At 64.9% G+C, this 26,812-nt stretch carries 22 protein-coding genes; 19 read left to right on the top strand and 3 right to left on the bottom strand.

The features are described 5' to 3' along the window. Positions 1 to 150: 150 nt before the first annotated feature. On the bottom strand, positions 151 to 801 hold the full coding sequence (locus tag K3F49_RS34745; protein WP_234685364.1) for a glutathione S-transferase family protein: 651 nt from the start codon (positions 799 to 801) through the stop codon (positions 151 to 153). A gap of 513 nt (positions 802 to 1,314) precedes the next feature. Here K3F49_RS34745 and K3F49_RS34740 point away from each other — a divergent pair. The 8 genes from K3F49_RS34740 to K3F49_RS34705 all read left to right on the top strand — a co-directional run bounded on the left by K3F49_RS34740 (position 1,315) and on the right by K3F49_RS34705 (position 10,090). After that, complete coding sequence (locus K3F49_RS34740) at positions 1,315 to 2,517, top strand: pyridoxal phosphate-dependent aminotransferase (protein ID WP_234685363.1); 1,203 nt, start codon at positions 1,315 to 1,317, stop codon at positions 2,515 to 2,517. 166 nt (positions 2,518 to 2,683) lie between these two features. After that, positions 2,684 to 3,163 carry a DUF992 domain-containing protein gene (locus K3F49_RS34735; RefSeq protein WP_234685362.1) on the top strand — a complete coding sequence of 160 codons (480 nt, stop codon included), beginning with the start codon at positions 2,684 to 2,686 and terminating at the stop codon, positions 3,161 to 3,163. A 167-nt stretch (positions 3,164 to 3,330) separates the two neighbouring features. Beyond that, complete coding sequence (locus K3F49_RS34730) at positions 3,331 to 5,379, top strand: elongation factor G (RefSeq protein WP_234685361.1); 2,049 nt, start codon at positions 3,331 to 3,333, stop codon at positions 5,377 to 5,379. A gap of 294 nt (positions 5,380 to 5,673) precedes the next feature. After that, complete coding sequence (locus K3F49_RS34725) at positions 5,674 to 5,946, top strand: helix-turn-helix domain-containing protein (RefSeq protein WP_234685360.1); 273 nt, start codon at positions 5,674 to 5,676, stop codon at positions 5,944 to 5,946. Between the two features lie 95 nt (positions 5,947 to 6,041). Continuing rightward, positions 6,042 to 7,799 (top strand): SulP family inorganic anion transporter, encoded by a 1,758-nt coding sequence (locus tag K3F49_RS34720; RefSeq protein ID WP_234685359.1) that lies wholly within the window; start codon positions 6,042 to 6,044, stop codon positions 7,797 to 7,799. Positions 7,800 to 7,819: 20 nt separating this feature from the next. After that, positions 7,820 to 8,701 (top strand): shikimate dehydrogenase, encoded by an 882-nt coding sequence (locus K3F49_RS34715; protein WP_234685358.1) that lies wholly within the window; start codon positions 7,820 to 7,822, stop codon positions 8,699 to 8,701. Positions 8,702 to 8,758: 57 nt separating this feature from the next. Beyond that, positions 8,759 to 9,385: a hypothetical protein gene (locus tag K3F49_RS34710; protein ID WP_234685357.1), complete on the top strand. Its 627-nt coding sequence runs from the start codon at positions 8,759 to 8,761 to the stop codon at positions 9,383 to 9,385. A 78-nt stretch (positions 9,386 to 9,463) separates the two neighbouring features. Then, complete coding sequence (locus K3F49_RS34705; protein ID WP_234685356.1) at positions 9,464 to 10,090, top strand: single stranded DNA-binding domain-containing protein; 627 nt, start codon at positions 9,464 to 9,466, stop codon at positions 10,088 to 10,090. A gap of 118 nt (positions 10,091 to 10,208) precedes the next feature. Here the strand turns inward: K3F49_RS34705 and K3F49_RS34700 are convergent, their stop codons facing one another. Continuing rightward, positions 10,209 to 11,351, bottom strand: a complete 1,143-nt coding sequence (locus K3F49_RS34700) for an alpha-hydroxy acid oxidase (RefSeq protein ID WP_234685355.1) — start codon at positions 11,349 to 11,351, stop codon at positions 10,209 to 10,211. Positions 11,352 to 11,454: 103 nt separating this feature from the next. Here K3F49_RS34700 and K3F49_RS34695 point away from each other — a divergent pair, with 103 nt between their 5' ends. The 11 genes from K3F49_RS34695 to K3F49_RS34645 all read left to right on the top strand — a co-directional run bounded on the left by K3F49_RS34695 (position 11,455) and on the right by K3F49_RS34645 (position 22,692). Beyond that, positions 11,455 to 11,622: a hypothetical protein gene (locus K3F49_RS34695; protein WP_234685354.1), complete on the top strand. Its 168-nt coding sequence runs from the start codon at positions 11,455 to 11,457 to the stop codon at positions 11,620 to 11,622. A gap of 222 nt (positions 11,623 to 11,844) precedes the next feature. Then, a complete protein-coding gene (glmM, locus tag K3F49_RS34690; protein WP_234685353.1) occupies positions 11,845 to 13,191 on the top strand; it encodes a phosphoglucosamine mutase in 1,347 nt (448 codons plus the stop codon). 219 nt (positions 13,192 to 13,410) lie between these two features. Next, positions 13,411 to 14,655, top strand: coding sequence for an MFS transporter (locus tag K3F49_RS34685; RefSeq protein WP_234685352.1), 1,245 nt, complete (start codon positions 13,411 to 13,413; stop codon positions 14,653 to 14,655). 310 nt (positions 14,656 to 14,965) lie between these two features. Beyond that, positions 14,966 to 15,802, top strand: a complete 837-nt coding sequence (locus K3F49_RS34680; protein WP_234685351.1) for an outer membrane protein — start codon at positions 14,966 to 14,968, stop codon at positions 15,800 to 15,802. Positions 15,803 to 15,972: 170 nt separating this feature from the next. Further along, on the top strand, positions 15,973 to 16,800 hold the full coding sequence (locus K3F49_RS34675) for an outer membrane protein (protein ID WP_234685350.1): 828 nt from the start codon (positions 15,973 to 15,975) through the stop codon (positions 16,798 to 16,800). A gap of 74 nt (positions 16,801 to 16,874) precedes the next feature. Beyond that, entirely contained in the window at positions 16,875 to 17,465 is a 591-nt protein-coding gene (locus K3F49_RS34670; RefSeq protein ID WP_234685349.1) for a glutathione S-transferase family protein, read from the top strand. Positions 17,466 to 17,538: 73 nt separating this feature from the next. After that, entirely contained in the window at positions 17,539 to 18,003 is a 465-nt protein-coding gene (locus K3F49_RS34665; RefSeq protein ID WP_234685348.1) for a GNAT family N-acetyltransferase, read from the top strand. A 173-nt stretch (positions 18,004 to 18,176) separates the two neighbouring features. After that, positions 18,177 to 18,368, top strand: a complete 192-nt coding sequence (locus K3F49_RS34660) for a hypothetical protein (RefSeq protein ID WP_234685347.1) — start codon at positions 18,177 to 18,179, stop codon at positions 18,366 to 18,368. Between the two features lie 79 nt (positions 18,369 to 18,447). Further along, positions 18,448 to 19,620, top strand: a complete 1,173-nt coding sequence (locus K3F49_RS34655; protein WP_234685346.1) for a phosphoserine transaminase — start codon at positions 18,448 to 18,450, stop codon at positions 19,618 to 19,620. 115 nt (positions 19,621 to 19,735) lie between these two features. Further along, complete coding sequence (gene serA, locus K3F49_RS34650; RefSeq protein ID WP_234685345.1) at positions 19,736 to 21,325, top strand: phosphoglycerate dehydrogenase; 1,590 nt, start codon at positions 19,736 to 19,738, stop codon at positions 21,323 to 21,325. A 194-nt stretch (positions 21,326 to 21,519) separates the two neighbouring features. After that, complete coding sequence (locus K3F49_RS34645) at positions 21,520 to 22,692, top strand: thiolase family protein (RefSeq protein ID WP_234685344.1); 1,173 nt, start codon at positions 21,520 to 21,522, stop codon at positions 22,690 to 22,692. A gap of 151 nt (positions 22,693 to 22,843) precedes the next feature. On the opposite strand, the gene K3F49_RS34640 is transcribed toward K3F49_RS34645, so the two are convergent. After that, entirely contained in the window at positions 22,844 to 26,377 is a 3,534-nt protein-coding gene (locus tag K3F49_RS34640; protein WP_234685343.1) for a PAS domain-containing sensor histidine kinase, read from the bottom strand. Between the last annotated feature and the right edge of the window lie 435 nt (positions 26,378 to 26,812).

The following is a 26,812-nucleotide window of genomic DNA, read 5'->3' as shown; positions in this document are numbered from 1 at the left end:
AAATCCTTCAACGTGCGAGCGAATCACCCGCGACGCCGAGCAACTTCACAATTTCAGCGGGCAATAATGCGGCGGCAATTACGCTGAAAGCGGCGGGAATAGGGCAAAGGTTAACGCCATGCCCGCCATTTCTTGACGCTGCACCGGCTTTCAGGCCCCGGCGGCGATGCTGGCGGCATCGTCGATGTCGGCGGGACGCCAGTCCATCGCCACGAAGCCGGGCGCGGCCTCGACGCGCTTCAGCCAGTCCCGGATCGCCGGGAAGGGCGACAAGTCGAAGTCGCAGCGGTCGGCGAGGTGGGTGTAGCCGTACAGCGCGATGTCGGCGACCGTGAGCTGCCGTGCGGCGAAATAGGCGTTGGTCTTGAGGTGGTTTTCCATCACCTGGAGCGCGCCATAGCCGCGCTCCATCCAGTCCTCCAGCGCGTGGGTCTGCAGGTCGCGGCCGCCCTTGACCAGCGACAGCCAGAAATATGCCGCGCCAATGTTGGGCTCGAGCGCGTGCTGCTCGAAGAACATCCATTGCAGCGCCTCGGCGCGATCGATCCGGTTCTCCGGCGCCAGCGGCGTGCCGACCGCGACGTACCAGAGGATGGCGTTGGACTCGGCGAGATAGCGATTGTCGCCGACCTCGAGCAGCGGCACCTGTCCGGACGGGTTCTTCGCCAGGAAGTCCGGCGTCTTGCTCTCGCCGCGCAGAATGTCCACTTCGATGGGTTCGTAGGGCACGTTCAACAGCGCCAGCGCAAGGCGGACCTTGTAGCTGTTGCCCGAGCGTTGCATCGAATAGAGCTTGTACATTCTGGGAGTTCGATTCCGAGGGACGGGAAGGTTCGGCGCTTGTTGCCCCGCACCGCGGCTAAACAATGATGCCGATGCGAATCCGCCGCAAGGGCTGCCCCATAGAAAAACTCGAAAACCCTACCGCACTGCAACGCCGCGGAAGATCATGTTCGTGCGACGCTGCAAATCAGATCACGCTTGCGTCAACGCGCACGACGAATTGCGCTACGCATTGGTGAACGAGCGGAGCTTTTTGAGTTGGGCGTTGACGCCATGACGGCGACTGGTTTCATGGCGACACAGCGCGCAAAATTGCTCCGAGGACAAGCCTTGCCGAATATGAGCGGTTTGCCCGGCAAAGTTGCGAAAAATTGCGGGAAATCGAGCCTTGAAACGCTCCAAAGCCGGTAAACTTTTTCGAGATCGGGCCGAAGTTTCTTGCGGTGCAGCGGCACACGTTTTAGGGTGTGTCCATTCCCACAATTGGAGTCGTGAGGCCAAAGGGTTCACGACGCTTGTCAGGAGATGACGATGGCCTTCCTTGCTGCTGCGCTCGACCGTGTGAAGCCGTCCGCGACCATCGCGGTCACGGATAAAGCACGCGCGCTGAAAGCGGCGGGCCGCAACGTCATCGGCCTCGGCGCCGGCGAACCCGACTTCGACACACCTGCCAACATCAAGCTGGCGGCGATCCACGCCATCGAATCCGGCAAGACCAAGTACACCGCGGTCGACGGCATCCCCGAGTTGAAGGACGCGATCATTGCGAAGTTTCAGCGCGAGAACGGCGTCGTCTACAAGCCGAACCAGATCATCGTCGGCACCGGCGGCAAGCAGGTGCTCTACAACGCGCTGATGGCGACCATCAATCCGGGCGACGAGGTGATCATCCCGGCGCCCTATTGGGTCAGCTATCCCGAGATGGTAGCGCTCGCCGGTGGCGAGCCGGTGCCGGTGGTCTGCAACGCCGCGAGCGGGTTCAAGCTCCAGGCCGAAGCGCTCGATCGCGCGATCACGCCGAAGACCAAATGGGTGATCCTGTGCTCGCCGTCGAACCCGACCGGCGCGGCCTACACGAGGGCCGAGCTCAAGGCGCTCACCGACGTGCTGGTCAAGCATCCGCATGTGTGGGTGATGACCGACGACATGTACGAGCACCTCGTCTATGACGACTTCCAGTTCACCACCGTCGCGCAGGTCGAGCCTGGCCTCTACGACCGCACGCTCACCGTGAACGGCGTGTCGAAAGCCTATTGCATGACCGGCTGGCGCATCGGCTACGCCGGGGGTCCCGCGCAGTTGATCAAGGCGATGTCGACGATTCAGTCGCAGTCGACCTCGAACCCGTCCTCGATCTCGCAGTGGGCGTCGGTGGAAGCGCTGAACGGTCCGCAGGACTTCATCGCCGCCAACAACAAGGTGTTCAAGGAGCGTCGCGATCTCGTCGTCTCCATGCTCAACCAGGCCAAGGGCATCGAGTGCCCGCGTCCCGAAGGTGCGTTCTACGTTTATCCGTCGTGCGCCGGCACGATGGGCAAGACCGCGCCGTCGGGCAATGTGATCTCCAACGACGAGCAGTTCGTCACCGAGTTGCTGGAGACCGAGGGCGTTGCGGTGGTGCAGGGTTCGGCCTTCGGCCTCGGCCCGGCCTTCCGCATCTCCTACGCGACCAAGACCTCGGATCTCGAAGACGCCTGCAAGCGCATCCAGCGCTTCTGCGGCAACCTGCGCTAAGTTCGCAGTAACGATCCGACGTGAAAGGGCCCGCGCAAAAGCGGGCCCTTTTTCTTTGTGGCGCACGTGATCTGGCACCACCGCAACTATTGTGGCATAGACCAACGCGCGCCCTGGGAATGGCGCCCTCTCTGCTCGCATCACATTCATAGCCGGAGACATTTTCATGCGCCGCTCACTCCTCCTTGCCGGACTCACTGCCGCTAGCCTCGCTGCCTCGGTCGCGGGCGCCAACGCGCAGTCGCGGTTGGTGCAGGTCGGCGTGCTCGAATGCCGCGGCGGCGCCAGCATCGGCTTCGTGGTGGGATCGGTGACCCATCTCGGCTGCGTGCTGCGCGCCGACGGCCTGCCCGAAGACCGCTATGTCGCGACGATCCGCAAAGTGGGCATCGACCTCGGCATCACCCAGGAGACGGCGCTCGCCTGGGGCGTGTTCGCGCCGGTCAATCGGCTCGGCCCCGGCGATCTCTCCGGCAATTACGCGGGTGCGCAGGGCAGCGCATCGGTCGGCGTCGGTCTCGGCGGCAACGTGCTGGTCGGTGGCTCCAACAATTCGATCGCACTTCAGCCGCTCAGCGTGCAGGGCCAGGTCGGCCTCAACGTTGCGGCAGGGCTCGAGAGCCTGGAACTCCGTCCGGGCCGCTAACGCCCGACCCGACGACGATGCCGGCTTCCACCTCTCCCTTCGCGAGAGGTGGAACACTGACGACGCACCGCAGCGACGTTTGACGCTTGCCAAATCTGGGGGACGGGCAGAGCATCTGCGTTTGCCGACCCAATCATGGGCCGAGCTCCACACCAAGGAGGCGGCGAATGGGACAAGACGTCAGAAGTCCCCGAGGTCCACGGTGCATTGCGCTGGTGGGCCCTTTCCAAAGCGGTAAAACCACACTTCTCGAAGCGATCCTGGCGCGGACGGGCGCAATCCCGCGCGCCGGCAGCGTCGATGCCGGAACCTCCGTCGGCGACGCCACGCCTGAGGCCCGTCATCACAAGATGACCGTCGGGCTCACTGCCGCCACCACGAGTTTCATGGGCGACAGCTACACCTTCCTTGATTGTCCCGGTTCCGTCGAGTTCGCCCACGACATGCGCGCCGCGCTTCCCGCCGTCGACGCCGCCATCGTGGTCTGCGAGGCCGACGAGAAGAAGCTGCCGCAGCTTCAGATCATCCTGCGCGAGCTGGAGGAGCTGAAGATCCCTCGTTTTCTTTTCCTCAACAAGATCGACCGCGCCAACGAGCGCATCCGCGAGACGCTCGCGATGCTGCAGCCCGCCTCGCGCGTGCCGCTGGTGCTGCGCCAGATCCCGATCTGGAAGGGCGATCTGATCGAGGGCTTCGTCGATCTCGCGCTGGAACGTGCGTTCGTCTATCGCGAGCACAAGGCCTCTGAAGTGGTCGCGCTCGACGGCGGCAATCTCGATCGCGAGAAGGAGGCGCGCTTCTCGATGCTGGAGAAGCTCGCCGATCACGACGACGCGCTGATGGAGCAATTGCTCGAAGACATTCAGCCGCCGCGGGATGCCGTGTTCGACGACCTCGCTCGCGAACTGCGCGAGGGACTGATCTGTCCCGTGCTGCTCGGCGCTGCGGCGCGCGAAAACGGCGTGCTGCGTCTGATGAAGGCGCTGCGCCACGAGGCGCCCGGCATTGCGGAAACCGCAAAACGTCTTGGCGTACCCTCCGCTAAGGACGCGCTCGGCTTCGTCTTCAAGACGCTGCATTCGCAGCACGGCGGAAAGCTGTCGCTGACGCGGCTGCTCGCCGGCCATCTCGAGGACGGCGCCACGCTGCAATCCGCCTCCGGCGGAACGGGCCGCATCTCCGGCATCCTGGCCGTCAACGGCGCTTACGACAGCAAGCGGGCTTCGGCCGAAGCCGGTGACACCGTGGCGCTCGCCAAGCTCGATCCGGTCAAGACCGGCGACACGGTGTCGAGCGGCAAGTCTCCGCCGGCGGCGCTGGCCGCCGCTGAGCCGACGCCGCCGGTGCTCGCCATTTCCGTTGCGGCCACCGACCGCAAGGACGACGTCAAGCTCGGCCAGGCGCTGATGCGGCTGCACGAGGAGGACCCTTCGCTCGTCTTCGTGATGAATGCCCAGACCCACGACACCGTGCTGTGGGGCCAGGGCGAGATGCATCTGCGCGTCGCCAGCGAGCGGCTGCGCGACCGCTTCGGCGTCAAGATCGCTTCGCATCCACCCGCGATCGGCTACCAGGAGACCATCCGCAAGCCGATCGTCCAGCGCGGCCGCCACAAGAAGCAGTCCGGCGGTCACGGCCAGTTCGGCGACGTCGTGCTCGACATCAAGCCGCTGCCGCGCGGCGAGGGCTTCAAGTTCGCCGAGAAGGTCGTCGGCGGCGCGGTGCCGCGCAACTATATCGGTGCGGTGGAAGAGGGCGTCGTCGACGGGTTGACACGCGGCCCGCTCGGTTTCCCCGTCACCGATCTGCAGGTGACGCTGACGGACGGCTCCTATCACAGCGTCGACTCGTCCGACCTCGCCTTCCGTACGGCGGCGCGGGTCGGGCTCAACGAAGGCCTGCCGCAATGCCAGTCGGTGCTGCTGGAGCCGATCCACGTGGTCGAGATCGTCTGTCCGACCGATGCCACCGCCAAGATCAACGCAATCCTGTCGGCGCGGCGCGGCCAGATCCTCGGCTTCGACACCCGCGACGGCTGGAGCGGCTGGGACTGCGTCCGCGCCATGATGCCGGAAGCCGAGATCGGCGAGCTCATCGTCGAGCTACGCTCGGCCACGGCAGGCGCCGGCAGCTTCACCCGTCAGTTCGACCACATGGCCGAAGTCACGGGCCGCGCCGCCGACCAGATCATCGCCGCGCATCAGCACGCGGCGTGAGCTGTTAGGGACGCACCTCTCTCCTACTCCCCCTCCCCGTTCTCACGGGAGAGGGAGTGAGGGATCGGCTCCACGCATGCGCTGTTTCATTAGTCCGCGCCCTCTCCACGCGTCATTGCGAGCGCAGCGAAGCAATCCAGAGTCTTTCCGCTGAGGGATTCTGGATTGCTTCGCTGCGCTCGCAATGACGGAGAAGATGGACGGGCAGCGCTTGCGTTCGCCCAGATTTGATGTATTTTACATCATTGTACATGCTTTAGATATCATTTATAAGCTCTGATACGTGAGGCCAAGGTGATCACGTCATTCCAGATGCGGGCGGCCCGCGCGCTGCTTGGCATTGACCAGAGAGCTCTGGCCGAGCTTGCCGGCGTGTCGCTGCCGACCATCCAGCGGATGGAGGCCTCTACCGGCAATGTGCGCGGCGTGGTCGAGACTTTGATCAAGGTGGTCGAGGCGTTCGATCGAGCCGGCGTCGAGTTGATCGGCGAACAGGCTCGCAGCGACAGCGGCGGGCGGGGCGTTCGTCTGAAGCATCCGGGGCCACCGCGCCGCGTCGGGGCATGATCGCGATGATCGTGCCCGGGATCAGGATGAATTAGCGCATCGTCGCACGCACGATGCACCGGAGCATTGTGGGGGCAGCGGAGCACTTTGCTGAAATGAGCATCACAGGCGATCACGCAAGCGGTCTGCAGCGGCTGCGCCAGCCGACCTTTGCCGAACTTTACCTGCCAAAACTCGTCACCGTCTGGCGGGAGGGTTATGGCGTCGCGGATTTCCGCGCCGACGTGTTTGCGGGCCTCACCGTTGCGATCGTCGCGCTGCCGCTGTCGATGGCGATTGCGATCGCCTCGGGCGTGACGCCGGACCGCGGGCTCTATACCGCGGTTGTCGGCGGCTTCATCGTGTCGCTGCTCGGCGGCAGCCGCTTCCAGATCGGCGGCCCCGCGGGTGCCTTCATCGTGCTGGTCGCGGTGACGGCGGAGCGGCACGGTGTCGACGGCGTGATCCTCGCCACCATGATGGCGGGGATCGTGCTGATCGCCGCGGGCCTCCTGCGCATCGGCACTTACATCAAGTTCATTCCCTATCCCGTCACGGTCGGCTTCACCGCCGGTATCGCCGTGATCATCTTTGCAAGCCAGCTGCGCGATCTCTCGGGCATCACGCTGGCGGGGAAGGAGCCGAGCGAGTTCGTGCCGAAACTCATGGCGCTCGCGGGTGGCCTTCATACCATCAATCCATCCGCGTTTGGCGTCGCGCTCGTCAGCATCGCCATCATCGCCGGCTTGCGGCGCTGGCGGCCGTCCTGGCCCGGCATCCTGATCGCAGTCGTGCTCGCGGCGATCGCGACGGTTGCACTGTCGCTGCCGGTCGAAACCATCGGCAGTCGTTTCGGCGGCATTCCGCGCGAATTGCCGTCGCCGGCACTGCCGGCGTTCTCGCTTGCGAAGGCAACAGCGGTGCTGCCGGATGCGATCTCGTTTGCGCTGCTCGCGGCCATCGAATCGCTGCTGTCGGCAGTGGTCGCAGACGGCATGACCGGACGCCGTCACCGCTCCAATTGCGAACTCGTCGCGCAAGGTGCCGCCAATATCGGCGCGGCGCTGTTTGGCGGCATCTGCGTCACCGGCCTGATTGCGCGCACCGCGACCAACATCCGCGCCGGCGCGCGCGGGCCGCTGGCGGGCATATTGCACTCCGTCTTCCTGCTGCTGTTCATGCTGGTCGCAGCCCCGCTCGCGAGTTACATCCCGCTCGCCGCACTCGCGGCCGTGCTCGTGGTGGTGTCCTGGACCATGGCGGAGAAGCAGGAATTCGCGACGCTGCTGCGTTCGTCCTGGGGCGATGCCGTCGTGCTGCTGGCAACCTTCCTGCTCACGATCTTCCGCGACCTGACCGAAGGCATCCTGGTCGGCTTCGCGCTCGGTGCGGTGCTGTTCATCCATCGCATGGCGGAGATGACCGGCATCGAGGAGCGCTCGCCGCTGGTCGTGCCCGACCGTCCCGATGACGCCAATGGCGAGCGCGTGCCTTACGATTCCGCGCTCGCGGTCGACCGCGACGTCCTGGTCTATCGCATCACCGGCGCGTTCTTCTTTGGTGCGGCGTCTGCGATCGGAGGCGTGCTCGACGGCATTGCCGACAAGCGCAAGGCGCTCGTGGTCGATTTCGCCGCGGTGCCGTTCCTGGACTCCACCGCTGCGAACGTGTTGGGGCGCGTCGCCGCCAAGGCCCAGCGCCAGGGCATCCGGCTCTTCATCACCGGGGCTTCGCCTGCGGTCCGCCGCGCTCTGCTCACCCACGGGGTGAGCCCGCAGCGCGCGCGCTATCGCCAGACCATCGAGCGCGCAGTCGCCGACATCAAGGCAGTCCCCGGCGTGGCCGGATCCGCGGTGCCGTCCCCGCCTGCTTGACAGGACCGGCGGGACGCGAAATGAGATCGCCTGCAACACCATTCAGGGATCCCCGCAACGTGACGAGCGCGCCCAAACCGCCCGCGGCCTGTTTGATCGGATGGCCGGCAGCGCATTCGCGCTCGCCGCTGATTCATCATTATTGGCTGCGCACGCTCGGCATCGCTGGCGGCTATGTCATCGAGGCCGTTCCGCCCGGGGACCTGCGCGATTTCGTGCTGCGGCTGTCGCTGCGCGGTTTTGTCGGCGCCAATGTCACCATTCCGCACAAGGAGGGCGTGCTGGCGCTGTCGACCCCCGATGCGCGCGCCAGGGCCGTGGGCGCCGCTAACACGCTGTGGTTTGCCGACGGTGAACTGCGCTCGACCAATACCGATGTCGAGGGCTTTCTCGGCAATCTCGACGCCAGCGCGCCCGGCTGGGACAGTGCGGATGAAGCGCTGGTGCTGGGGGCCGGCGGCTCCTCGCGTGCGGTGGTGTTCGGCCTGCTCGAACGCGGCTTTGGCCGGATCCACCTCGCCAACCGCACCCTGACGCGGGCCGAGGAGCTGGCCGCGGAATTCGGGCCGAACGTGCATCCGTTGGTCTGGGACGGCATCAACGACGTCCTGCCGCGGGCAAAACTTCTCGTGAACACGACCTCGCTTGGCATGCACGGCCAGCCCGCGCTCGAGGTCGACGTGGCGCGTCTGCCGCAAGGGGCCGTCGTCGCTGACCTCGTCTATGTCCCGCTGGTGACGCCGCTGCTTGCGGCCGCCCGGGCTCGCGAACTCAAGACCGCCGACGGGCTCGGCATGCTGCTCCACCAGGCCGTGCGCGGCTTCGAGCTGTGGTTCGGCCAGCGGCCCGAGGTGACCGCGGAACTGCGCGCGCTGGTCGAGGCCGATCTCACAAAGACTTGAGAGAATAGTGCGCCGTCTCCGGCGTTCTATCCCCGTGGGGACTATCCGGAGACCGTCATGCCTGTTCAACGTGCATCTTTCACACGTCCAATCCTAGCTGTCGCGATGGTGACCATCTCGACCCTCGCCGCATTCGCGCAGAAGGCGCCGGTGCCGACCCGCGTGCGTGGCACAATCGAGAGCGTCGAGGGCGACACCATGCTGGTGAAGTCGCGCAGCGGTGAGGACGTCAAGCTCCACATCGCATCCGACCTGCGGGTGGCCGGCGTCACCAAGATTTCGCTCGCCGATATCAAGGTCGGCTCCTTCGTCGGCGCCACCACCGTGCCGGGGCCGGAGGGCGGCGAGAACGCCGTGGAGGTGCACGTGTTTCCGGAGAGCATGCGCGGAACCGGTGAGGGCTCGCGGCCCTATGACCTCAAGCCCAATTCCAGCATGACCAATGCCACGGTGTCGGAGAGCGTGGTCGGCAATGACGGCCACACGCTGCTGGTGAAGTACAAGGACGGCGAGAAGAAGGTGTTCGTCTCCGATATGACACCGGTCGTGACCTTCGTGCCCGGCGACAAGTCCGAGCTGAAGACCGGCGCCAAGGTCATCGCTTTCATGAAGCAATTGCCGGATGGTTCGTTCGAGACCGATCGCGTCAGTGTCGGCCGTGACGGCCTGACCCCGCCGATGTGATCAGGCTTTCCCGGAATAGCGGGCGGTCATGCGGGGTTTGCCGTGTGATCGCCGCAACATGCCCGGAGGGACAAGGCCATGCCGACACTGACCAACTGGATGCCGCGCGCCATCGCGGCTGCATTTGCCACCTGCATTTTCGCTTCATCCGCTTCGGCGCAGCAAACGCCGACTGTCCGCATCCGCGGCACCATCGAAAACGTCGACGGCAACACGCTCGGCATCAAGACGCGTGAGGGCACCGACGTGAAGGTGAAGATGACCGACAACGTCGCCGTCTTCGCGGTGGTGAAGACAGAGCTCTCCGAGATCAAGGAGGGCTCCTATATCGGTGTCACCGCCATGCCCGAGCCCGATGGCACGCAGAAGGCGATCGCCGTGCATATCTTTCCGGAGAACCAGCGCGGCGCCGCCGAAGGTTTTCGCCCCTGGGATGCCCGCGCCAACTCGACCATGACCAATGCCACCGTGGCGCAGACCGTCAAGGGCACCGACGGCCAGAACATCACGGTCAAGTACAAGGACGGCGAGAAGAAAGTCGTGGTGCCGCCGGAGACACCGATCGTCACCTTCGTCGCCAGCGACAAGTCCGAGGTCAAGCCCGGCGCCAAGCTGATCATCTTCGGTGCGGCAAAGAAGGAAGACGGCACGCTGGAAGCGAATCGGGTCAATGTCGGCCGCGATGGCGTGACGCCGCCGATGTGAGCGGCGGCGCGCTAATACAAGGGTGGGCAAAGGCGCGTTGGCGCCGTGCCCACCACTTTATCTGTGTTTCGCAAATCAGTGGGCACGCTTTCGCTTTGCCTACCCTGCGGCACCGTCGCTACGGTGCCTCCGCAATAATATGTTCGTCGATCTCGTCGATCCTGTTGACGCCGCACAGGCCCATGGTCGTGAGCAGCTCTTTCTGGATGATGTCGATCGCCTTGGCGACGCCGGCCTGGCCGCCGGCGCCCAGCCCGTAAGCATAAGCGCGGCCGATCATGCAGGACTTCGCGCCGAGCGCGAGCGCGCGCATCACGTCCTGGCCGGAGCGGATGCCGCCGTCGAACATGATCTCCATCTTCTCACCGACCGCGTCGGCGATCTCGGGCAGCACCTCGATCGAGGACGGCGCGCCGTCGAGCTGGCGGCCGCCATGGTTCGACACCACCAGCGCCTGCGCGCCGGTCTTGGCCGCTTCCTCGGCGTCCTCGACGTCCAGAATGCCCTTGATGACGAGCTTGCCCGGCCAGATGCTCCGGATCCACTCGACGTCCTTCCAGTTCAGCGAGGTGTCGAACTGCGACGCCGTCCATTCGGCGAGGCGGTTGAGGTCCTCGGTGTTCTTCACGTGGCCGGCGATGTTGCCGAAGGTGCGCCGCTTGCCCTGCAGCACGCCGGAAACCCAGGCCGGCTTGGTGGCGAAATCGATGAACTTCGACAGCGACCATTCGGGGGGAATCGTCATGCCGTTCTTGATGTCGGCATGGCGCTGGCCGATCACCTGGAGATCGACGGTGAGCACGAGCGCGCTGCACTTCGCCGCGATGGCGCGCTGGACCAGCTCCTTGATGAAGCCGCGGTCCTTCATGACGTAGAGCTGGAACCAGAACGGCTTCTCGACATTGGCCGCGATGTCCTCGATCGAGCAGATCGACATCGTCGACTGCGTGAACGGTATGCCGGCGGCCTGCGCCGCGCGGCAGGCGTGGATCTCGCCGTCGCCATGCTGCATGCCGAGCAGGCCCACCGGCGCCAGGACCAGCGGCATGGTCGATTGCTCGCCGAGGATCGTGGTCGAGGTGTCGCGCCTGGAGACGTCGACCAGGATGCGCTGGCGAAACTTGATTGCCTGCATGTCCTCGCGGTTGGCGCGCAGCGTTTCCTCGGCGTAGGAGCCGCGATCGCAATAGTCGAAGAACGCCTTCGGCACGCGGCGCTTATGCAGCGCGCGAAGATCGTCGATACAGGTGATGTGCTTCATGAACGTTCCCCGGCCGGTCTTGCATCAAGAGTCTTGCATCGGAAGGTTTCGGGGTCATCTAGCATGGTTGGATGCACAGCCAAATCGTTTGCGAGAGGGCGCCATGACCAAGCCGCACACAGGACCTTCGCCGGAAGAGATCAAGGAGAAGCAGGCCCTCGAAGACGCGCTGGTGGAGGGTCTGAAAGAGACCTTTCCGGGCTCCGATCCCGTCAACGTCACCCAGCCGGCGCCGAGCCGCGCGGACGGTCACGTCAAGCGAACGGATTAGCCCGGAATTCCCGCGGAGCCCCGCGCCTCAGCAGGAAATATAATGTTAACAATAAGTTACCAGGGCGAAACCAGCCTTGGTTCCGTAATGATTCATCATATTTTTTGAAGCCAAGTTAGCCGCGAACGCTTTATAAGACCCTTGCGTAATCAGGGATGGCGGAGCCGTATAAGGCATCCGGTAGTTGTCGTGGGGATCCCTGGTTGTTGCGTGGGGGACGATATGAGCCGCAAATATTTCGGGACGGACGGGATTCGGGGCCGCGCCAACGGACTGATCACGCCGGAGCTCGCGCTCAAGGTCGGCCAGGCCGCGGGCCTTGCGTTCCAGCGCGGTGAGCATCGCCATCGGGTCGTGATCGGCAAGGACACCCGCCTGTCCGGCTACATGATCGAATACGCGATGGTCGCTGGCTTCACCTCGGTGGGCATGGACGTGCTGCTGGTCGGCCCGATGCCGACGCCGGCGGTCGCGATGCTCACCAAGTCGATGCGCGCCGATCTCGGCGTCATGATCTCGGCCTCGCATAATCTGTTCGAGGACAACGGCATCAAGCTGTTCGGCCCGCAGGGCTTCAAGCTCTCCGACGACGTCGAGAAGCAGATCGAGCTGCTGCTCGACGAGCCGATCGACAAGAGGCTCGCGCAAAGTGCGAGCCTCGGCCGCGCCCGCCGTATCGACGGCGTGCATGACCGCTACATCGAATTCGCCAAGCGCACGCTGCCGCGCGATCTCTCGCTCGACGGCCTGCGCGTCGTGATCGACTGCGCCCATGGCGCCGCTTACAAGGTCGTGCCGGAAGCGCTGTGGGAATTGGGCGCCGACGTGGTGCCGATCGGCGTCGAGCCCGACGGCTTCAACATCAACAAGGATTGCGGCTCGACCTCGCCGGAAGCGTTGTCGCGGAAGGTGCGTGAGATGCGCGCCGACATCGGCATTGCGCTCGACGGCGACGCGGACCGCGTCATCCTGGTCGACGAGCGCGGTCATGTCGTCGACGGCGACCAGCTGCTGGCGGTGATCGCGCAGAGCTGGAAGGAAGACGGCCGGCTGTCGCGTCCGGGCATCGTTGCGACCGTGATGTCCAATCTCGGCCTCGAGCGCTTCCTGAAAGGGCAGGGGCTCGATCTCGTGCGCACGCCGGTCGGCGATCGCTACGTGCTCGAGCAGATGCTGAACGGCGGCTACAATCTCGGCGGCGAGCAGTCCGGCCACATCATCCTGTCCGACTACGCCACCACCGGCGACGGCTTCGTCGCCGCGTTGCAGGTGCTGGCCGTGGTGCAGAAGCTGCGCCGGCCGGTGTCGGAAGTCTGCCACCGCTTCGATCCGCTGCCGCAGATCCTCAAGAACGTCCGCCACAAGGGCGGCAAGCCGCTCGACGATTCCGAGGTGAAGTCGGCGATCTCCGATGGCGAGAAGCGGCTCAACGGCCACGGCCGCCTGCTGATCCGCTCCTCTGGCACCGAGCCCGTGATCCGCGTCATGGGCGAGGGCGAGGACCGCGTCCTTGTCGAGGACGTCGTCGACACCATCGTCTCCGCGCTGGGACAGGCTGCCGCAGCCTAGCGACAACCACAGTATGGTAGGGTGGGCAAGGCGTAAGCGTGCCCACCACTTCCGTGACGTGGGCACGGCGCAAGGGCGCCTTTGCCCACCCTACGATTTCTGTTTCGCGGTGAGACCTGCACACGCATCCCAGCTATCGACGATTGGCGGTGGTTCGGCCGCAACCAGCATCGTAGTTAGGCACTGCGGCGGTTCGCCGCGCCTGCCGGGATCGATCCATTGAACAAGCCTGTCGTCGTCTCCGAGGAAACGCTGACCGAGCCGGTCGTCGTTGCCGATATCGCACCCGGCGCTTCCGCAGGGCCGGCCTATATCGTGCTCGCCGGCATCAGCTTCTCGCACTTCCTCAACGACACCATGCAGTCGCTGATCGCTTCGGTGTATCCGATCCTGAAGGACACCTACGCGCTCGACTTCGCGCAGATCGGCATGATCACGCTGGCGTTCCAGTTCACGGCCTCGCTGCTCCAGCCGGTGGTTGGCCACTACACCGACAAGAAGGCGCAGCCATACTCGCTGTCGATCGGTATGGCCGCGACCTTCTTCGGCCTGCTGTTGCTCAGCGCTGCGCACCAATATCTCGTCATCCTGATTGCCGCAGCCCTGGTCGGTCTCGGCTCGGCGGTGTTTCACCCGGAATCCGCGCGCATCGCGCGGCTCGCCTCCGGCGGCCGCTACGGTTTTGCGCAATCGGTGTTTCAGCTCGGCGGCAGCTTCGGCACCTCGATGGGTCCGGTGCTCGCCGCGCTCATCGTCGTGCCGTTCGGGCAGGGCAGCATCGCCTGGTTCTCCACGATCGCGTTTCTCGCCATCGTCATTCTCTGGCGCATTGGCCGCTGGTACGAGCCGCAGATCAAGGCGAAGAAGACGGCGCCGGTTCAGGCTCATCCTGATGCGCCGAGCTCGCGCCGCGTCGCGGTCGCGCTTGCCGTGCTCGTCGCGCTGTTGTTCTCGAAGCAGCTCTACGTCTCGAGCCTGTCGAGCTACTACATCTTCTACCTGATCGACCGCTTCAACGTGTCGACGCAGGCCGCCCAGATGTACCTCTTCATCTTCCTGGCGGCGAACGCAGTCGGTGCGTTTCTCGGCGGGCCGCTCGGGGATCGCTTCGGCCGCAAGATCGTGATCTGGATCTCGATTCTCGGCGCGCTGCCGTTCACGCTGGCGCTGCCCTATGCCGGGCTTTACGCGAGCGCGGTGCTGACCGTGATCATCGGTCTGATCATCTCCTCGACGACGTCGTCGATCATCGTGTTCGCGCAGGAGCTGGTGCCGCATCGCTTCGGCATGATCTCCGGCGTGTTCTTCGGCGTCGCCTTTGGCATCGGCGGCCTCGGTGCAGCCGTGCTCGGCAAGCTCGCCGATCACACCTCGATCGAGTTCGTCTACCAGGTCTGCGCCTATCTGCCGGCGATCGGGCTGCTTGCGGTGTTCCTGCCCAAGCTGCCGCGGCACGTGCGTTAACACTTCCTCATTTGCCGCATTGCGGCTTCATACATCGTTAGCAATTGGGGCGCGCGAAAGCGTTTTCCAGCGAAGTGGACACCGGTTCGCGTCAAGGAAACGCGTCAAACGAGAAGCTGGAGCTTCCCTGAAGCTCCAGCTGCCGCATTTTTGCAACGCTTGCGCCGCGTTCGCGCGAGTGGTGAGAAAAAATCAACCTTAAAAATTAGGGTTAAGTGGCGCTTAAACATTTGGTGCCATCGTCCGGCTCGTGAGTTTCCAGAACGTGAGGCATCCGCATTTTGCCTCACCGGCCATAAGGACGAAGCCAATGCGTAGCGTTAAGTCTCTCCTTGCCGCGGGTGCGGCATCACTGATCTCGTCGATGGCGTTCGCCGCCGATATGCCGATCGCGGCTCCGCCCCCCATGTACGCGCCGCCCGCTCCGCCTGCCGACTTCGGCGGCTGGTATCTGCGCGGTGACATCGGCATGACCAACCAGACTGCAAAGAGCATCGACAGCGCGACGTCGGCGACGTTCCCGACCACGACCGCCGGCCTTGGCTTCGACTCCTCGCCGCTGTTCGACCTTGGTGTCGGCTACCGCTTCAACAACTGGTTCCGCACCGACGTGATCGGCCAGTATCGCGGCAAGGCCAATCTGCACGGGTCGCAGAGCGTCCTGCTCGGGCCGACCGATGTCGAAGCCAACACCTACGCCGGCAGCAAGTCCGAGTGGGTCGTCATGGCCAACGCCTATGTCGATCTCGGCACCTGGTGGTGCATCACCCCGTTCATCGGCGCCGGTGTCGGCGGTTCCTACAACAAGCTCTCGGGCTTCCAGGACAACGGCGTTCGCTACACCGCCGGCGCTCTGTCCAACAGCGTCACCTATTTCGGCGACAACGGTAAGTGGAACTTCGCGTGGGCCGCCCATGCCGGTCTCGCCTACAAGGTCAATCCCGGGTTCACCGTTGAACTGGCCTACAGCTACATGAACCTCGGCGACGCTGCGCCCGGCAATTTCCGCGCATTCGATGGCAGCATCTCCGGCCCCTCCACGATCAAGATCAAGAACATCACCTCGAACGACGTGAAGCTCGGCGTGCGCTGGGAGCTCAACAGCCCGCCGGTCTACGCGCCGCCGCCGCTCGTCACCAAGGGCTGATCATCAGCTCCATCGCTTAATGTCTCTTAACGGCGCGGGATCATCCCGCGCCGTTTTGCTTTGCGTATTTTTCATTGCCTGGTGGCGATGAAAGCCTCCGGCGCAACCATTGGTTAAGGTTAACGAGCCATGATCACGAGCGAAAAGTTCGAGTTCGATGGAGCGTTGCAATGCGTAGGCTTTGGGTGGCAGCGGTGATGTTGGGGACGGTGTCTGCGGCGCACGCGGCCGATCTCTCCGATCTGCCGATCCTGCGGGGCAGCTTCACCGACGGCCTGAGCACCGCCAGCGTCAACTGGCAAGGCAGCTATGTCGGCGCTCAGGCCGGCTACGGCTCGTCGGATGAGAATTTCAACGGCTCCACCAAAAACATGATGGCGGCCCTGTTGGCGGATACGCTGATCGAAAGCTCGATGGGTGTGTCCTCGTGGAATCTCGGCCTCGGCAAGGCCTCGCAACGCAACCCCGGCTACGGTGCTTTCGTCGGCTATAACGCGCAGTGGGACGACGCGGTCCTCGGCGTCGAAATCAGTTACTTGCACGGGACGTTCGGTGGAATGTCGTCGGCCTCCGAGCGGCGGGTCAGCCCCACCGCCCTGTCGGATGGCAATTTCCACGATGTGACGGCGACCTCCACGTCGTCGATCAGCATCACTGATATGGCGACGTTCCGCGGCCGCGCCGGTTACGCCTGGGGATGCTTCCTGCCCTACATGTTCGGAGGCCTCGCGCTCGGCAACGCCGACATCGTGCGCACGGCAAATGTCCAGGACCGCGTCAGCGCGACCCAGTTCGGAACCTACACTCCGCTTCAGCCCCTGAACTCGACGGACGCCCAGCACAATCACCTGATCTACGGCTACACCGCTGGTGTCGGCGTCGATGTCAACCTGGTCGGCGGCCTGTTCATGCGCGCCGAATACGAGTACATCCGCTTCAGCGCTGCGGTCGACACCAGCATCAACACCGTTCGTGCTGGGCTCGGCTACAAGTTCTGACGCTGCTTCTCCGCCCCGCAGTTGACAGCTTGGCCGTGTCCTGATGCCCTGTCGCCAGAGGCGGGGCGGCAGCGATGCAGATTTACGGCGACAGCAATTCCGGCAATTGCCTGAAGGTGAAGTGGGTCTGCGATCACCTCGCATTGCCCTATCGCTGGATCGAGATCGACACGCGCAAGGGCGAGACGCGCACGCCCCAATTCCTGAAAATGAACGGCGCCGGCCAGGTGCCGACCGTGGCGTTCGACGATGGCCGCACGCTGGCGCAGTCCAACGCCATCATTCGTTACCTTGCCCGCGACAGCGCGCTCGTTCCGCGCGACGCCTTTGCCGCAGCCAAGATGGACGAATGGCTGTTCTGGGAGCAGTACAGCCACGAGCCCTATATCGCGGTGTGTCGCTTCCAGCTGGTCTATCTCGGCAAGGCCCTATCCGAGCTCGATCCCGACAAGGTCAGGCGCGGCTATGCCGCGCTCGACCGCATGGAGCAGCATCTCGCCGCGAGCCGCTGCTTCGCGGGCGAAGACGTTTCGCTGGCCGACATCTCCCTGCTCGCTTATACCCGTCTCGCGCATGAAGGTGGTTTTGATCTTGGTCGTTACGCCGCGATCCGCCGCTGGATCGGAGAGACCGAAGCCCATCTTGGTCTTCCGCCGGCGCGCTGAGTCCCTCGCGCCGAGTCCCTCGCGCCGAGTCCCTCGCGCCGAGTCTCTTGCACGGAGTCTTGGAGTTTTCTGGATGAACGATAAGTCCGTCTCGATCCGTCCCGCGCGCCGCGAGGACGTTCCTGCGATCGTGGCCATGCTCGCCGACGATCATCTCGGCCGCGCCCGCGAGCGCGTCGAGGATCCGCTTCCCGCCGTCTACTATCAGGCGTTCGAGCGGGTCGAGCGCGATTCCAATCTCACGCTCGTGGTTGCCGAGAGCGAGGGCAGGGTGGTCGGCTGTCTGCAACTCGCTGTGCTGGCAGGCATCAGCTCGCAGGGCGGCATTCGCGGCCTGCTCGAAGACGTGCGGGTTGCTTCCGACTGTCGCAGCCGCGGCATCGGTGAGCAGTTGGTGCAATGGGCAATCGCGGAAGCCAAAGCGCGCGGCTGCAACCTGGTCGAATTGCTGACGCATTCGAGCCGTGTCGATGCGCAGCGCTTCTACAAGCGTCTTGGATTTTCCTTGAGCCACGCCGGCATGACTGTCCGCTTTTGATGCAGCGTCCTGCGACCGTTGCACAAGCTGCACAATCCGATCGCGCGTTCGTTCATATTAAGAGCTGATAAACTACCCGTTCGTCGTTCACGTTGATTGCGGAACGAAGGGTGCTACGCAGCGTCAGGACACCGGGCTCGGTCGGTTCGGGGATTTCAATGACAAGCTATTCGATGATCAAGGTCGGCAACGATTACGTTGTGCAGGCCAATGACAAATGCATTTTGAAAGTCGGCAGCCGCCGTAAAGCCGCGCAATTGATCAGCGAGGCCACGGACTTGCTGAACGCGCTCGCCCCGGTTGCATCCCCCGATCTCGTGCCGGAGGAGCCATCACTCCAGCGTGAGACGCCGGAACTTCCTTGACTGGTCTGCCCGATTCCCGTATCAGCCGCGGCGGGACACCTCCCCCCAACGGGAGGCTTACTATCTGGAAGGGTAGATCATGACTGTAGCGAAGCCCGCTTCGCGGCCGAACGTGCCGCATTTCTCCTCCGGCCCCTGCGCCAAGCGCCCCGGCTGGAACGCCCAAAATCTCAAGGACGCAGCGCTGGGCCGTTCGCATCGCGCGAAGGTCGGCAAGACCAAGCTCAAGCTCGCGATCGATCTGACGCGCGAAGTGCTCGAGGTGCCGGCCGATTATCGCATCGGCATCGTGCCTGCGTCCGATACAGGCGCGGTCGAGATGGCGCTGTGGTCGCTGCTCGGTGCGCGGCCCGTCACCACGCTCGCCTGGGAATCCTTCGGCGAGGGCTGGGTCAGCGACATCGTCAAGGAGTTGAAGCTCAAGGACGTCACCAAGCTGAACGCGGCTTATGGTGAAATTCCCGACCTTGCGAAGGTCGATCCCAAGAGCGACGTCGTCTTCACCTGGAACGGCACCACCTCCGGCGTGCGCGTGCCGAACGCCGACTGGATCAGCGCGACCCGCGAAGGCCTGACCATTTGCGACGCGACCTCGGCCGCGTTTGCGCAAGCTCTCGACTGGGCCAAGCTCGATGTCGTGACCTTCTCCTGGCAGAAGGCGCTCGGCGGCGAAGCCGCGCACGGCATGCTGATCCTGTCGCCCCGCGCGGTGGAGCGGCTCGAGACCTACAAGCCGGCCTGGCCGCTGCCGAAGATCTTCCGCATGACCAAGGGCGGCAAGATCAACGAAGGCATCTTCGTCGGCGAGACCATCAACACACCGTCGATGCTCTGCGTCGAGGACTATCTCGACGCGCTGAACTGGGCGAAGTCGATCGGTGGCCTCAAGGCGCTGATCGCGCGCGCCGACGCCAACACCAAGGTGCTGGCCGACTGGAAGGCGAAGACGCCCTGGATCGACTTCCTGGCCAAGGACGCCGCGATCCGCTCCAACACCTCGGTGTGCCTGAGGTTCACCGATCCTGCGATCACCTCGCTCTCGGACGACGCGCAGGCCGAGTTCTCCAAGAAGCTGGTGGCGCTGGTCGAGAAGGAAGGCGCCGGCTACGACTTCGCGTATTACCGCGATGCGCCGGCAGGCTTGCGCATCTGGTGCGGCGCCACCGTCGAGGCCAAGGACGTCGAACTGCTGACGCAGTGGATCGACTGGGCTTTTGCCGAGACCAAGTCGCAACTCGCCAAGGCGGCTTAGTCGTCTTTTCGCCTCTCTCCGTTTTGACGGGGAGAGGGTGAGAAATTGCTCCGAGACGTCAACCTGTTCCGGTCGAACGCCGCCCTTCCATCAGGGAAGGTAGAGGATCATTCCCATGACCAAGCCCAAAGTTCTCATTTCCGACGCGCTCTCGCCTGCTGCCGTGCAGATCTTCAGGGATCGCGGCGTCGAGGTCGACTTCCAGCCCAACCTCGGCAAGGACAAGGACAAGCTCGCCGAGATCATCGGCAATTACGACGGCCTCGCGATCCGTTCCGCGACCAAAGCGACCGCCAAGATCCTGGAGAAGGCCACCAACCTCAAGGTGATCGGCCGCGCCGGGATCGGGGTCGACAATGTCGAGATTCCGGCTGCGACCGCCAAGGGCATCATCGTGATGAATACGCCGTTCGGCAATTCGATCACGACCGCCGAGCACGCCATCACCCTGATGCTGGCGCTCGCCCGCGAGATCCCGCAGGCCGACGCCTCGACCCAGGCCGGCAAGTGGGAGAAGAACCGCTTCATGGGCGTCGAGATCACCGGCAAGGTGCTCGGCGTGGTCGGCTGCGGCAATATCGGCTCGATCGTCGCCGACCGCGCGCTCGGCCTGCGCATGAAGGTGGTCGCGTTCGACCCGTTCCTGTCGCCGGAGCGCGCCAGGGACATCGGCGTCGAGAAGGTCGAGCTCGATGATCTCTTGAAGCGCGCCGACTTCATCACGCTGCACACGCCGCTGACCGAGAAGACGAAGAACATCATCGACGCGGCCGCGATCGCCAAGATGAAAAAGGGCGTGCGGCTGATCAACTGCGCCCGCGGCGGTCTGGTCGACGAGCAGGCGGTGGTCGATGCGCTCAACTCCAAGCACATTGCCGGCGCCGCCTTCGACGTCTTCGTCGAGGAGCCCGCCAGCACGAACGTGCTGTTCGGCCATCCCAACGTGATCTGCACGCCGCATCTCGGCGCCTCCACCACGGAAGCGCAGGAGAACGTCGCGTTGCAGGTCGCCGAGCAGATGTCGGACTACCTGCTCACCGGCGCGATCTCGAACGCCGTCAACTTCCCCTCGATCACCGCCGAAGAAGCGCCGAAGCTGAAGCCGTTCATCGCGCTCGCCGAGAAGCTCGGCTCGTTCGCCGGCCAGCTGACTGAGTCCGGCATCCTCAAGGTCGAGATCACCTATGAGGGCCACGTCGCCGAGATGAAGATCAAGGCGATCACCTCGGCGGTGCTGTCGGGCCTGCTGCGGCCGATGCTGGGCGAGGTCAACGTGGTGTCCGCGCCCGTCGTCGCCAAGGAGCGCGGCATGGTGGTGGACGAGATCGTCCGCGCCGCCCAGAGCGACTATGAGAGCCTGATCACCGTCACGGTGGCGACGGAGCGCCAGGAGCGCTCGGTCTCCGGCACCGTGTACCATGACGGCAAGCCGCGATTGGTTGACGTCAAGGGCATCCGCGTCGACGCCGAGTTCGGCAAGTCGATGATCTACATCACCAACGAGGACAAGCCGGGCTTCATCGGCCAGTTCGCAAGCCTGCTCGGCGATGCCAAGATCAACATCGCCACCTTCCATCTCGGCCGCGTCGCGCCCGGCAGCGATGCCATCGCGCTGATCGAGGTCGACGGTGCGGTGCCGGCCGACCTGCTCGCCAAGGTGCAGGCGCTGCCGCAGGTCAAGCAGGTCAAGGCGCTGACGTTCTGAGGCATCCGCAGGGCGCGCGCCTCGCGGAATGACGGCCATCATATATTCCGACGTGCGGAACAACGCCGCCCTCCTCGCGAGGGCGGCGTTTTTGTTGATGCAGCGCGGCGCTTTATGTCTCCCGCCATCGCCAAACTTTGTGTACCAATGGCGACCAGGACGCCTCCGTACCAATGTCTGAAAGGGAGAAAACAATGCGTGAAGCCGTCATCGTTTCCTACGCGCGCACGGGCCTCGCAAAATCCGGCCGTGGCGGGTTCAACATCACGCCGCCGATGTCGCTCGCGGCGCACGCCATCCATCACGCGGTCGACCGCGCCGGCGTCGACAAGGATTATGTCGAGGATTGCTATCTCGGCAATTGCGCCCATGGCGCGCCGAATATCGGCCGTCAGGCCGCGCTGCTCGCCGGCATGCCGAAATCGACCGGCGGCGTCTCGGTGAACCGCTTCTGCTCCTCGGGGCTTCAGACCATCGCGATGGCCGCCAACTCGATCCGCTCCGACGGAGCCGACTGCATCGTCGCCGGTGGCGTCGAGAGCATCTCGATGCCGGGCGGCGGCACGCCGAAGGAGTCGATCGATCCGGAGCTGCTCAAGACCGCGCCCGACATCTTCATGGCGATGATCGACACCGCCGACATCGTCGCCGAGCGCTACAAGCTCAGCCGCGAATACCAGGACGAATACTCACTGGAATCGCAGCGCCGCATGGCGGCGGCCCAGCAGGCCAACAAGTTCAAGGACGAAATCGTCCCGATGAAGACGAAGATGAAGGTGGTGGACAAGGCGACCAAGGCCGAGTCGATCGTCGACTACGTCGTCGACCGCGATGAGTGCAATCGTCCCGAGACCACGCTGGAAGGCCTTGCCAAGCTGGAGCCGGTGAGGGGCCCGGGCAAGTTCGTCACCGCCGGCAACGCCAGCCAGCTCTCCGACGGCGCCGCCGCCGTGGTGCTGATGGAAGCCAAGGACGCCGAGAAGCGCGGCCTCAAGCCGCTCGGCCGCTTCGTCGCCTGGGCTGCCGCAGGCTGTGAGCCGGACGAGATGGGCATCGGGCCGATCTTTGCCGTGCCGAAACTGTTGAAGCGTCACGGCCTGAAGATCGACGACATCGATCTCTGGGAGCTCAACGAGGCCTTCGCCAGCCAGTGCCTCTATTCGCGCGACAAGCTCGGCATCGATCCCGACAAGTACAACGTCAACGGCGGCTCGATCGCGATCGGCCATCCCTTCGGCATGACCGGCGCCCGTCTCACCGGCCATCTGCTGCAGGAAGGCGCCCGCCGCAAGGCCAAGTGGGGCGTCGTCACCATGTGCATCGGCGGCGGCCAGGGCGGGGCCGGCCTGTTCGAGATCTACAGCTGATCCAGACCGTATGAACGCAAAAGGGCACGGCGCAAGCCGTGCCCTTTTTGTTTACGACTTCCTCGTCATTGCGAGCGCGGCGAAGCAATCCAGACTGCCGCTGCGGAAAGCTTCTGGATTGCTTCGCTGCGCTCGCAATGACGGCGCCGCCTTACGCCCGCGCCACCACCGGCGCGAAGGTCACCTCGATCAGCGTGCCCGAACTGCCCGCGCTCTTGATGTTGAACTGGGCGCGGTTGGCTTCGACCAGCGCTTTCGTCAGCGACAGGCTCAGCGCGGAATTGTCCGCGGCGTCGCCCGGGGGCGGCGTGCGGAACGGCTCCATCGCGGCTGCGACTTCCTTTTCGGTCAGCCCCTGGCCGGTGTCGCGGATACGCAGCGCGATCTGGCCACGATCGTTCAGCGCGGTCGAGACGATGACCTGGCCGCCGGCGCTGGCAAGCCGGATCGAGTTCGAGATCAGATTCATCGTGACCTGCCGCAGCGCGCGCGCATCGGCCGCAACCTGCGGCAGCGCATGCGCAAGCGAGGTGCGGATGATGATGCGCTCGCGGTTGGCCTGCGGCTGCATCACGGTGACACAGGCTTCGACGAGGTCGTTGAGATTGAGATTCGCGAAAGTCAGATCGAGCTTGCCGGTCTCGATCCGCGACAGCTCCAGCAGATCGTCGATGATGGTGATCACGCGCTCGCCGGAAGCGCGGATGTCCTTCATGTATTCGCCGTAGCGTTCGTTGCCGAGCGACCCGAAGCGTTCGGAGATCATCACCTCGGCGAAGCCGATGATGGCGTTGAGCGGCGTGCGGATCTCGTGGCTGATCCGCGCCAGCATGTCCGCCTTGGCATTGGCGGCGCCGTCGACCAGGCGTCGCGCCTGCGTCAGCTCGCTCTCGCCCTTCTTCGCATGCGAGAGGTCGCGGAACACGGCGAAGAAGTTCGGGCCGTCGGGCCGGGTGCGGCCCATGATCATGGCGAGCGGCAGCACGCCGCCCTTCTTCTCGCGGCCCAGCACCTCGCGGCCGTGATCGAGCAGGCTCGCGATGTCCTCGCTCTTCACGCTTTCGAGATAGTCGACCACGATCTGCTGGCTCTCGGGCGCGAACAGCGTCAGCAGATTCTGCTGCATCAGCGTCTCGCCGTCATAGCCGAACAGCGCTTCGGCGCTGCGGTTGCAAGCGTGGATGTTGCCTTCGGCATCGAACATCACGATGCCCTCGGCCGTGGTGTCGAGGATCGCGGCGAGATCTTCCGCTTCGGCATCGCCGGCGTAGATCTCCGCCCCCAACTCGGCTTCAGGCTCCGGCAGATCGGGGATCACCACCACCGGCTCCGCCATCGAAGGCGCCACGACGACAGGCGCGGCCTGCGGCAGCGCGCAGATCAGCGCGTGCGCGCTGGCGCCGTCCCAGTCGATCGTGTGCAGATGCGCTTCCGTCGTCACCAGCGGCTGCTCGCCATTGGCGACCGCAGCGCTGATCGTGACCGGTGTACCGGCTTGCGAGGTGCTGCTCGCGGCGGAGACGCCGGGCTCGACATAGAGCGCATCGAGCCCGCCGGCATTTTCGAGTGCAGCAAGGCTGGCATAGCCCATACGCGTGAGGAAGGCGGGGTTGGCGTAGAGCAGGCGATCGAGCCGGTAGATCAGCATGCCCGTCGGCACCAGATCGAGCAGCGCGCGGTCGCGCGCGCTGTGGCCTTGCGCGGGCGGCGCGGGCTCGGTCAGCCATTCGGCCGCGGCCGGCGGCGCCCCAGGGTCTGATATCCCAGGGTCTGATATCAGAGGCTGCTCCGGCATCAAGGGCTCGGGCGTGATCTCTTCCGCCGGCGGCTCGCTTGCGGCGGAGGCGATCGTCTCGCGCTCGCGTTCGAGCCGCTCGGACAATTGCCGCGCGAGCTCGTTGAACGCGCTGTTCTCGACCGGCGTCAGCGTCGGCGATCTCTGATCATTCGGCGATCTCTGATCACTCTGTGATCTCTGATCGCTGGGCGACCTGAGATCGCCGGGTGCTCGGAACGGCACGACATTGGGAGGCGTTTCCACGGGCGTTTCCAAATCGGTTGGGTGTGAATTCGCTTCGATGAAGAGTGCGGGCGGTTCAGGCCTGGTTGCAGGCGGCGGTTCAGGCTCAGGCGGCGGCTCGACCGGCGGAGCCTCGACCGGAGGCACCTCTGCCGCCGGCTTGGCCTCCGGTTCGGCATTAGGCTCGACCACATCGGCCGACAGGCGCTGCGCGGTGCGCGGCTCGGCAAACAGCTCGTATCGCCTGAGCGCATCGAGCCGGTTGAGACCGTCGAGATCGCGGCAGACGCCAAAACCCTTGAAGCCGGCAAAGTTGCGCGCGCTGTCGTAGACCGGCAGGCCTGCCAGCTCGACCGCGAGATGCTCGCCGCCGTCGGCCGGCCAGTTCACGGTGATGCCGGCCCAGGTGTCGTGACTTGCGAGGGCCTGCGCGACGCGCCCGTCAGGGTCGAGCGCAAATTCCTCGGCGATCTCGCGCCAGGGCCGGCCGAAGAGGGAGGCCGTGTGCGCGCCCATCAGGCGGATGAACTCGCCGGACGCCAGCACAAAGCGCCCCTCCGCATCCATCTGCCACAGGAAACGCAGCGGATGCTGGTGCGGTGTCTCAGCATGTCCAGACCGCATCTCTGCGTGTCCAGACCGCGTCTCCGCGTGTCCAGACTGCGTCTCCGCATGTCCGGACCGCGTCTCCGCGTGTCCGGACTGCGGCTCCGCATGTCCAAGCGTCTCGACCATGGCGGTCGTGATCGGCGCGGCTTGCGGCGGCACGATGGCTAGGAGCGGGTTTTCAACCGGTGTTTGCGCGGGCGGTTCGGGCGTGATCGTCGCGGCCGTCTCGGGCGTTTCGTCCAGATCGGCAAAGGCGTCGAACAGGTCGATTCCCGCAGCGGGCTCGTTCGCCGGCAGTGTCTCGACAGCTTCTGATACGGGCTCGACCGGCGCGTCGGGGGCAGGGGCCGACACCATGTCAGGCACCACCTCCGGCGCGCTCTCGGCCACCGGCGCGGCTTGCGCCACCGCAGGCTCGATCAGCGCCACGAGGCCGACATCGGCCCCGGCGCCGACCCGTTGCAGCACCATCTTGCCGATGCCGATCGGCATCTCGACGCGGCCTTCGCTGAGCGCATCGTTGCGCGCCTGTTCGAGCCCGGCCTCGGTGAGATCGCGAAAGCCGAGCAGGGAGCGCGCGGCTTCGCTGGCGCCGGCGAACATGCCGTCGGGCGCGAACGCCGCCATCGGCACGGCAGCGCCGTCGACGAGCCGATGCAGGCGCTCGACCAGCGGCATGGTGCGCATGCCCGCATCCATCGCGGTGACGAGCACGCCATGACTGCCGTCGGCAAAATCCAGCCGCGCACAGGCACAGGTCATCAGCGTGCCGAGCCGGGCGCCGAAGCCGCGCAGTCGCTCTAACCTGACAGCGCCGTTCGCCGGCAGCTGGCGCGCGAGCCGGGTGACCTGGCGGCGATGGGTGTCGGCCGGTCCGAACGTCCTGTTCGCGAGCGCCGCCGCATTGGCCGCGCCAAAAAACCTCGCGCCGACCGCATTGGCCCACAGCACGCGCGCGCCGTCGGGCGACCAGAGCCAGGCCGGCAGCGGCGAAGTCGCATGCACGGACAACCGCGGATCGCCGACGCCTCGCAACTGGAAATCCGAATTCGTCATCCGACCGGCTTTAAGTCTCTCTGTCACGCGTCAGGTCAGGGCTGCCGGGAATGGCAGCCTTAAGAAAGGGTTAGTATCGCCCGCGGCCACGGGCAGGTCCACGGCCCCGGTCTACAGAGGAAGCCCTAAAGCCGCGATAACCTTAATCCGGCAGAACCCGCAAGCCGCAGCAGGCGCGCATCCGCAGGATTTAGGGCGAGATCGTCAGCGCCGCCGCGATGGACGCGATCAGGCGGAAGCATTGAAGCCCTATTGGATTGAGTCATCGCGCCCCAACACCGGTGCGTTCCCTCCCCCCTTGTGGGGGAGGGCTACGGAGAGGGGTAGTCCAGCAAAAGTGCCGGCTGTCGATGATGCACCGGGCGCTCGACGGACAGAATCCCCGTGCGGCACCCCCCTCCCTGCCCTCCCCCACAAGGGGGAGGGAACGGATAG

The organism is Bradyrhizobium monzae (assembly GCF_021458635.1).
GTDB lineage: Bacteria > Pseudomonadota > Alphaproteobacteria > Rhizobiales > Xanthobacteraceae > Bradyrhizobium.
The sequence above is the reverse complement of the archived record's forward strand: the minus strand, read 5'-3'. Positions and strand labels throughout refer to the sequence as shown.

What these genes read in the sequence shown, in the direction of transcription:
- K3F49_RS34740 (WP_234685363.1), top strand. Translation starts at nt 1,315, where the DNA reads ATGGCCTTCCTTGCTGCTGCGCTCGACCGTGTGAAGCCGTCCGCGACC.
- K3F49_RS34695 (WP_234685354.1), top strand. Translation starts at nt 11,455, where the DNA reads ATGACCAAGCCGCACACAGGACCTTCGCCGGAAGAGATCAAGGAGAAG.
- K3F49_RS34655 (WP_234685346.1), top strand. Translation starts at nt 18,448, where the DNA reads ATGACTGTAGCGAAGCCCGCTTCGCGGCCGAACGTGCCGCATTTCTCC.
- glmM (WP_234685353.1), top strand. Translation starts at nt 11,845, where the DNA reads ATGAGCCGCAAATATTTCGGGACGGACGGGATTCGGGGCCGCGCCAAC.
- K3F49_RS34675 (WP_234685350.1), top strand. Translation starts at nt 15,973, where the DNA reads ATGCGTAGGCTTTGGGTGGCAGCGGTGATGTTGGGGACGGTGTCTGCG.
- K3F49_RS34680 (WP_234685351.1), top strand. Translation starts at nt 14,966, where the DNA reads ATGCGTAGCGTTAAGTCTCTCCTTGCCGCGGGTGCGGCATCACTGATC.
- K3F49_RS34710 (WP_234685357.1), top strand. Translation starts at nt 8,759, where the DNA reads ATGCCTGTTCAACGTGCATCTTTCACACGTCCAATCCTAGCTGTCGCG.
- K3F49_RS34640 (WP_234685343.1), bottom strand. Translation starts at nt 26,377, where the DNA reads ATGACGAATTCGGATTTCCAGTTGCGAGGCGTCGGCGATCCGCGGTTG.
- K3F49_RS34715 (WP_234685358.1), top strand. Translation starts at nt 7,820, where the DNA reads ATGAGATCGCCTGCAACACCATTCAGGGATCCCCGCAACGTGACGAGC.
- K3F49_RS34670 (WP_234685349.1), top strand. Translation starts at nt 16,875, where the DNA reads ATGCAGATTTACGGCGACAGCAATTCCGGCAATTGCCTGAAGGTGAAG.
- K3F49_RS34705 (WP_234685356.1), top strand. Translation starts at nt 9,464, where the DNA reads ATGCCGACACTGACCAACTGGATGCCGCGCGCCATCGCGGCTGCATTT.
- K3F49_RS34645 (WP_234685344.1), top strand. Translation starts at nt 21,520, where the DNA reads ATGCGTGAAGCCGTCATCGTTTCCTACGCGCGCACGGGCCTCGCAAAA.
- K3F49_RS34665 (WP_234685348.1), top strand. Translation starts at nt 17,539, where the DNA reads ATGAACGATAAGTCCGTCTCGATCCGTCCCGCGCGCCGCGAGGACGTT.
- K3F49_RS34720 (WP_234685359.1), top strand. Translation starts at nt 6,042, where the DNA reads ATGAGCATCACAGGCGATCACGCAAGCGGTCTGCAGCGGCTGCGCCAG.
- serA (WP_234685345.1), top strand. Translation starts at nt 19,736, where the DNA reads ATGACCAAGCCCAAAGTTCTCATTTCCGACGCGCTCTCGCCTGCTGCC.
- K3F49_RS34730 (WP_234685361.1), top strand. Translation starts at nt 3,331, where the DNA reads ATGGGACAAGACGTCAGAAGTCCCCGAGGTCCACGGTGCATTGCGCTG.
- K3F49_RS34700 (WP_234685355.1), bottom strand. Translation starts at nt 11,351, where the DNA reads ATGAAGCACATCACCTGTATCGACGATCTTCGCGCGCTGCATAAGCGC.
- K3F49_RS34735 (WP_234685362.1), top strand. Translation starts at nt 2,684, where the DNA reads ATGCGCCGCTCACTCCTCCTTGCCGGACTCACTGCCGCTAGCCTCGCT.
- K3F49_RS34660 (WP_234685347.1), top strand. Translation starts at nt 18,177, where the DNA reads ATGATCAAGGTCGGCAACGATTACGTTGTGCAGGCCAATGACAAATGC.
- K3F49_RS34745 (WP_234685364.1), bottom strand. Translation starts at nt 801, where the DNA reads ATGTACAAGCTCTATTCGATGCAACGCTCGGGCAACAGCTACAAGGTC.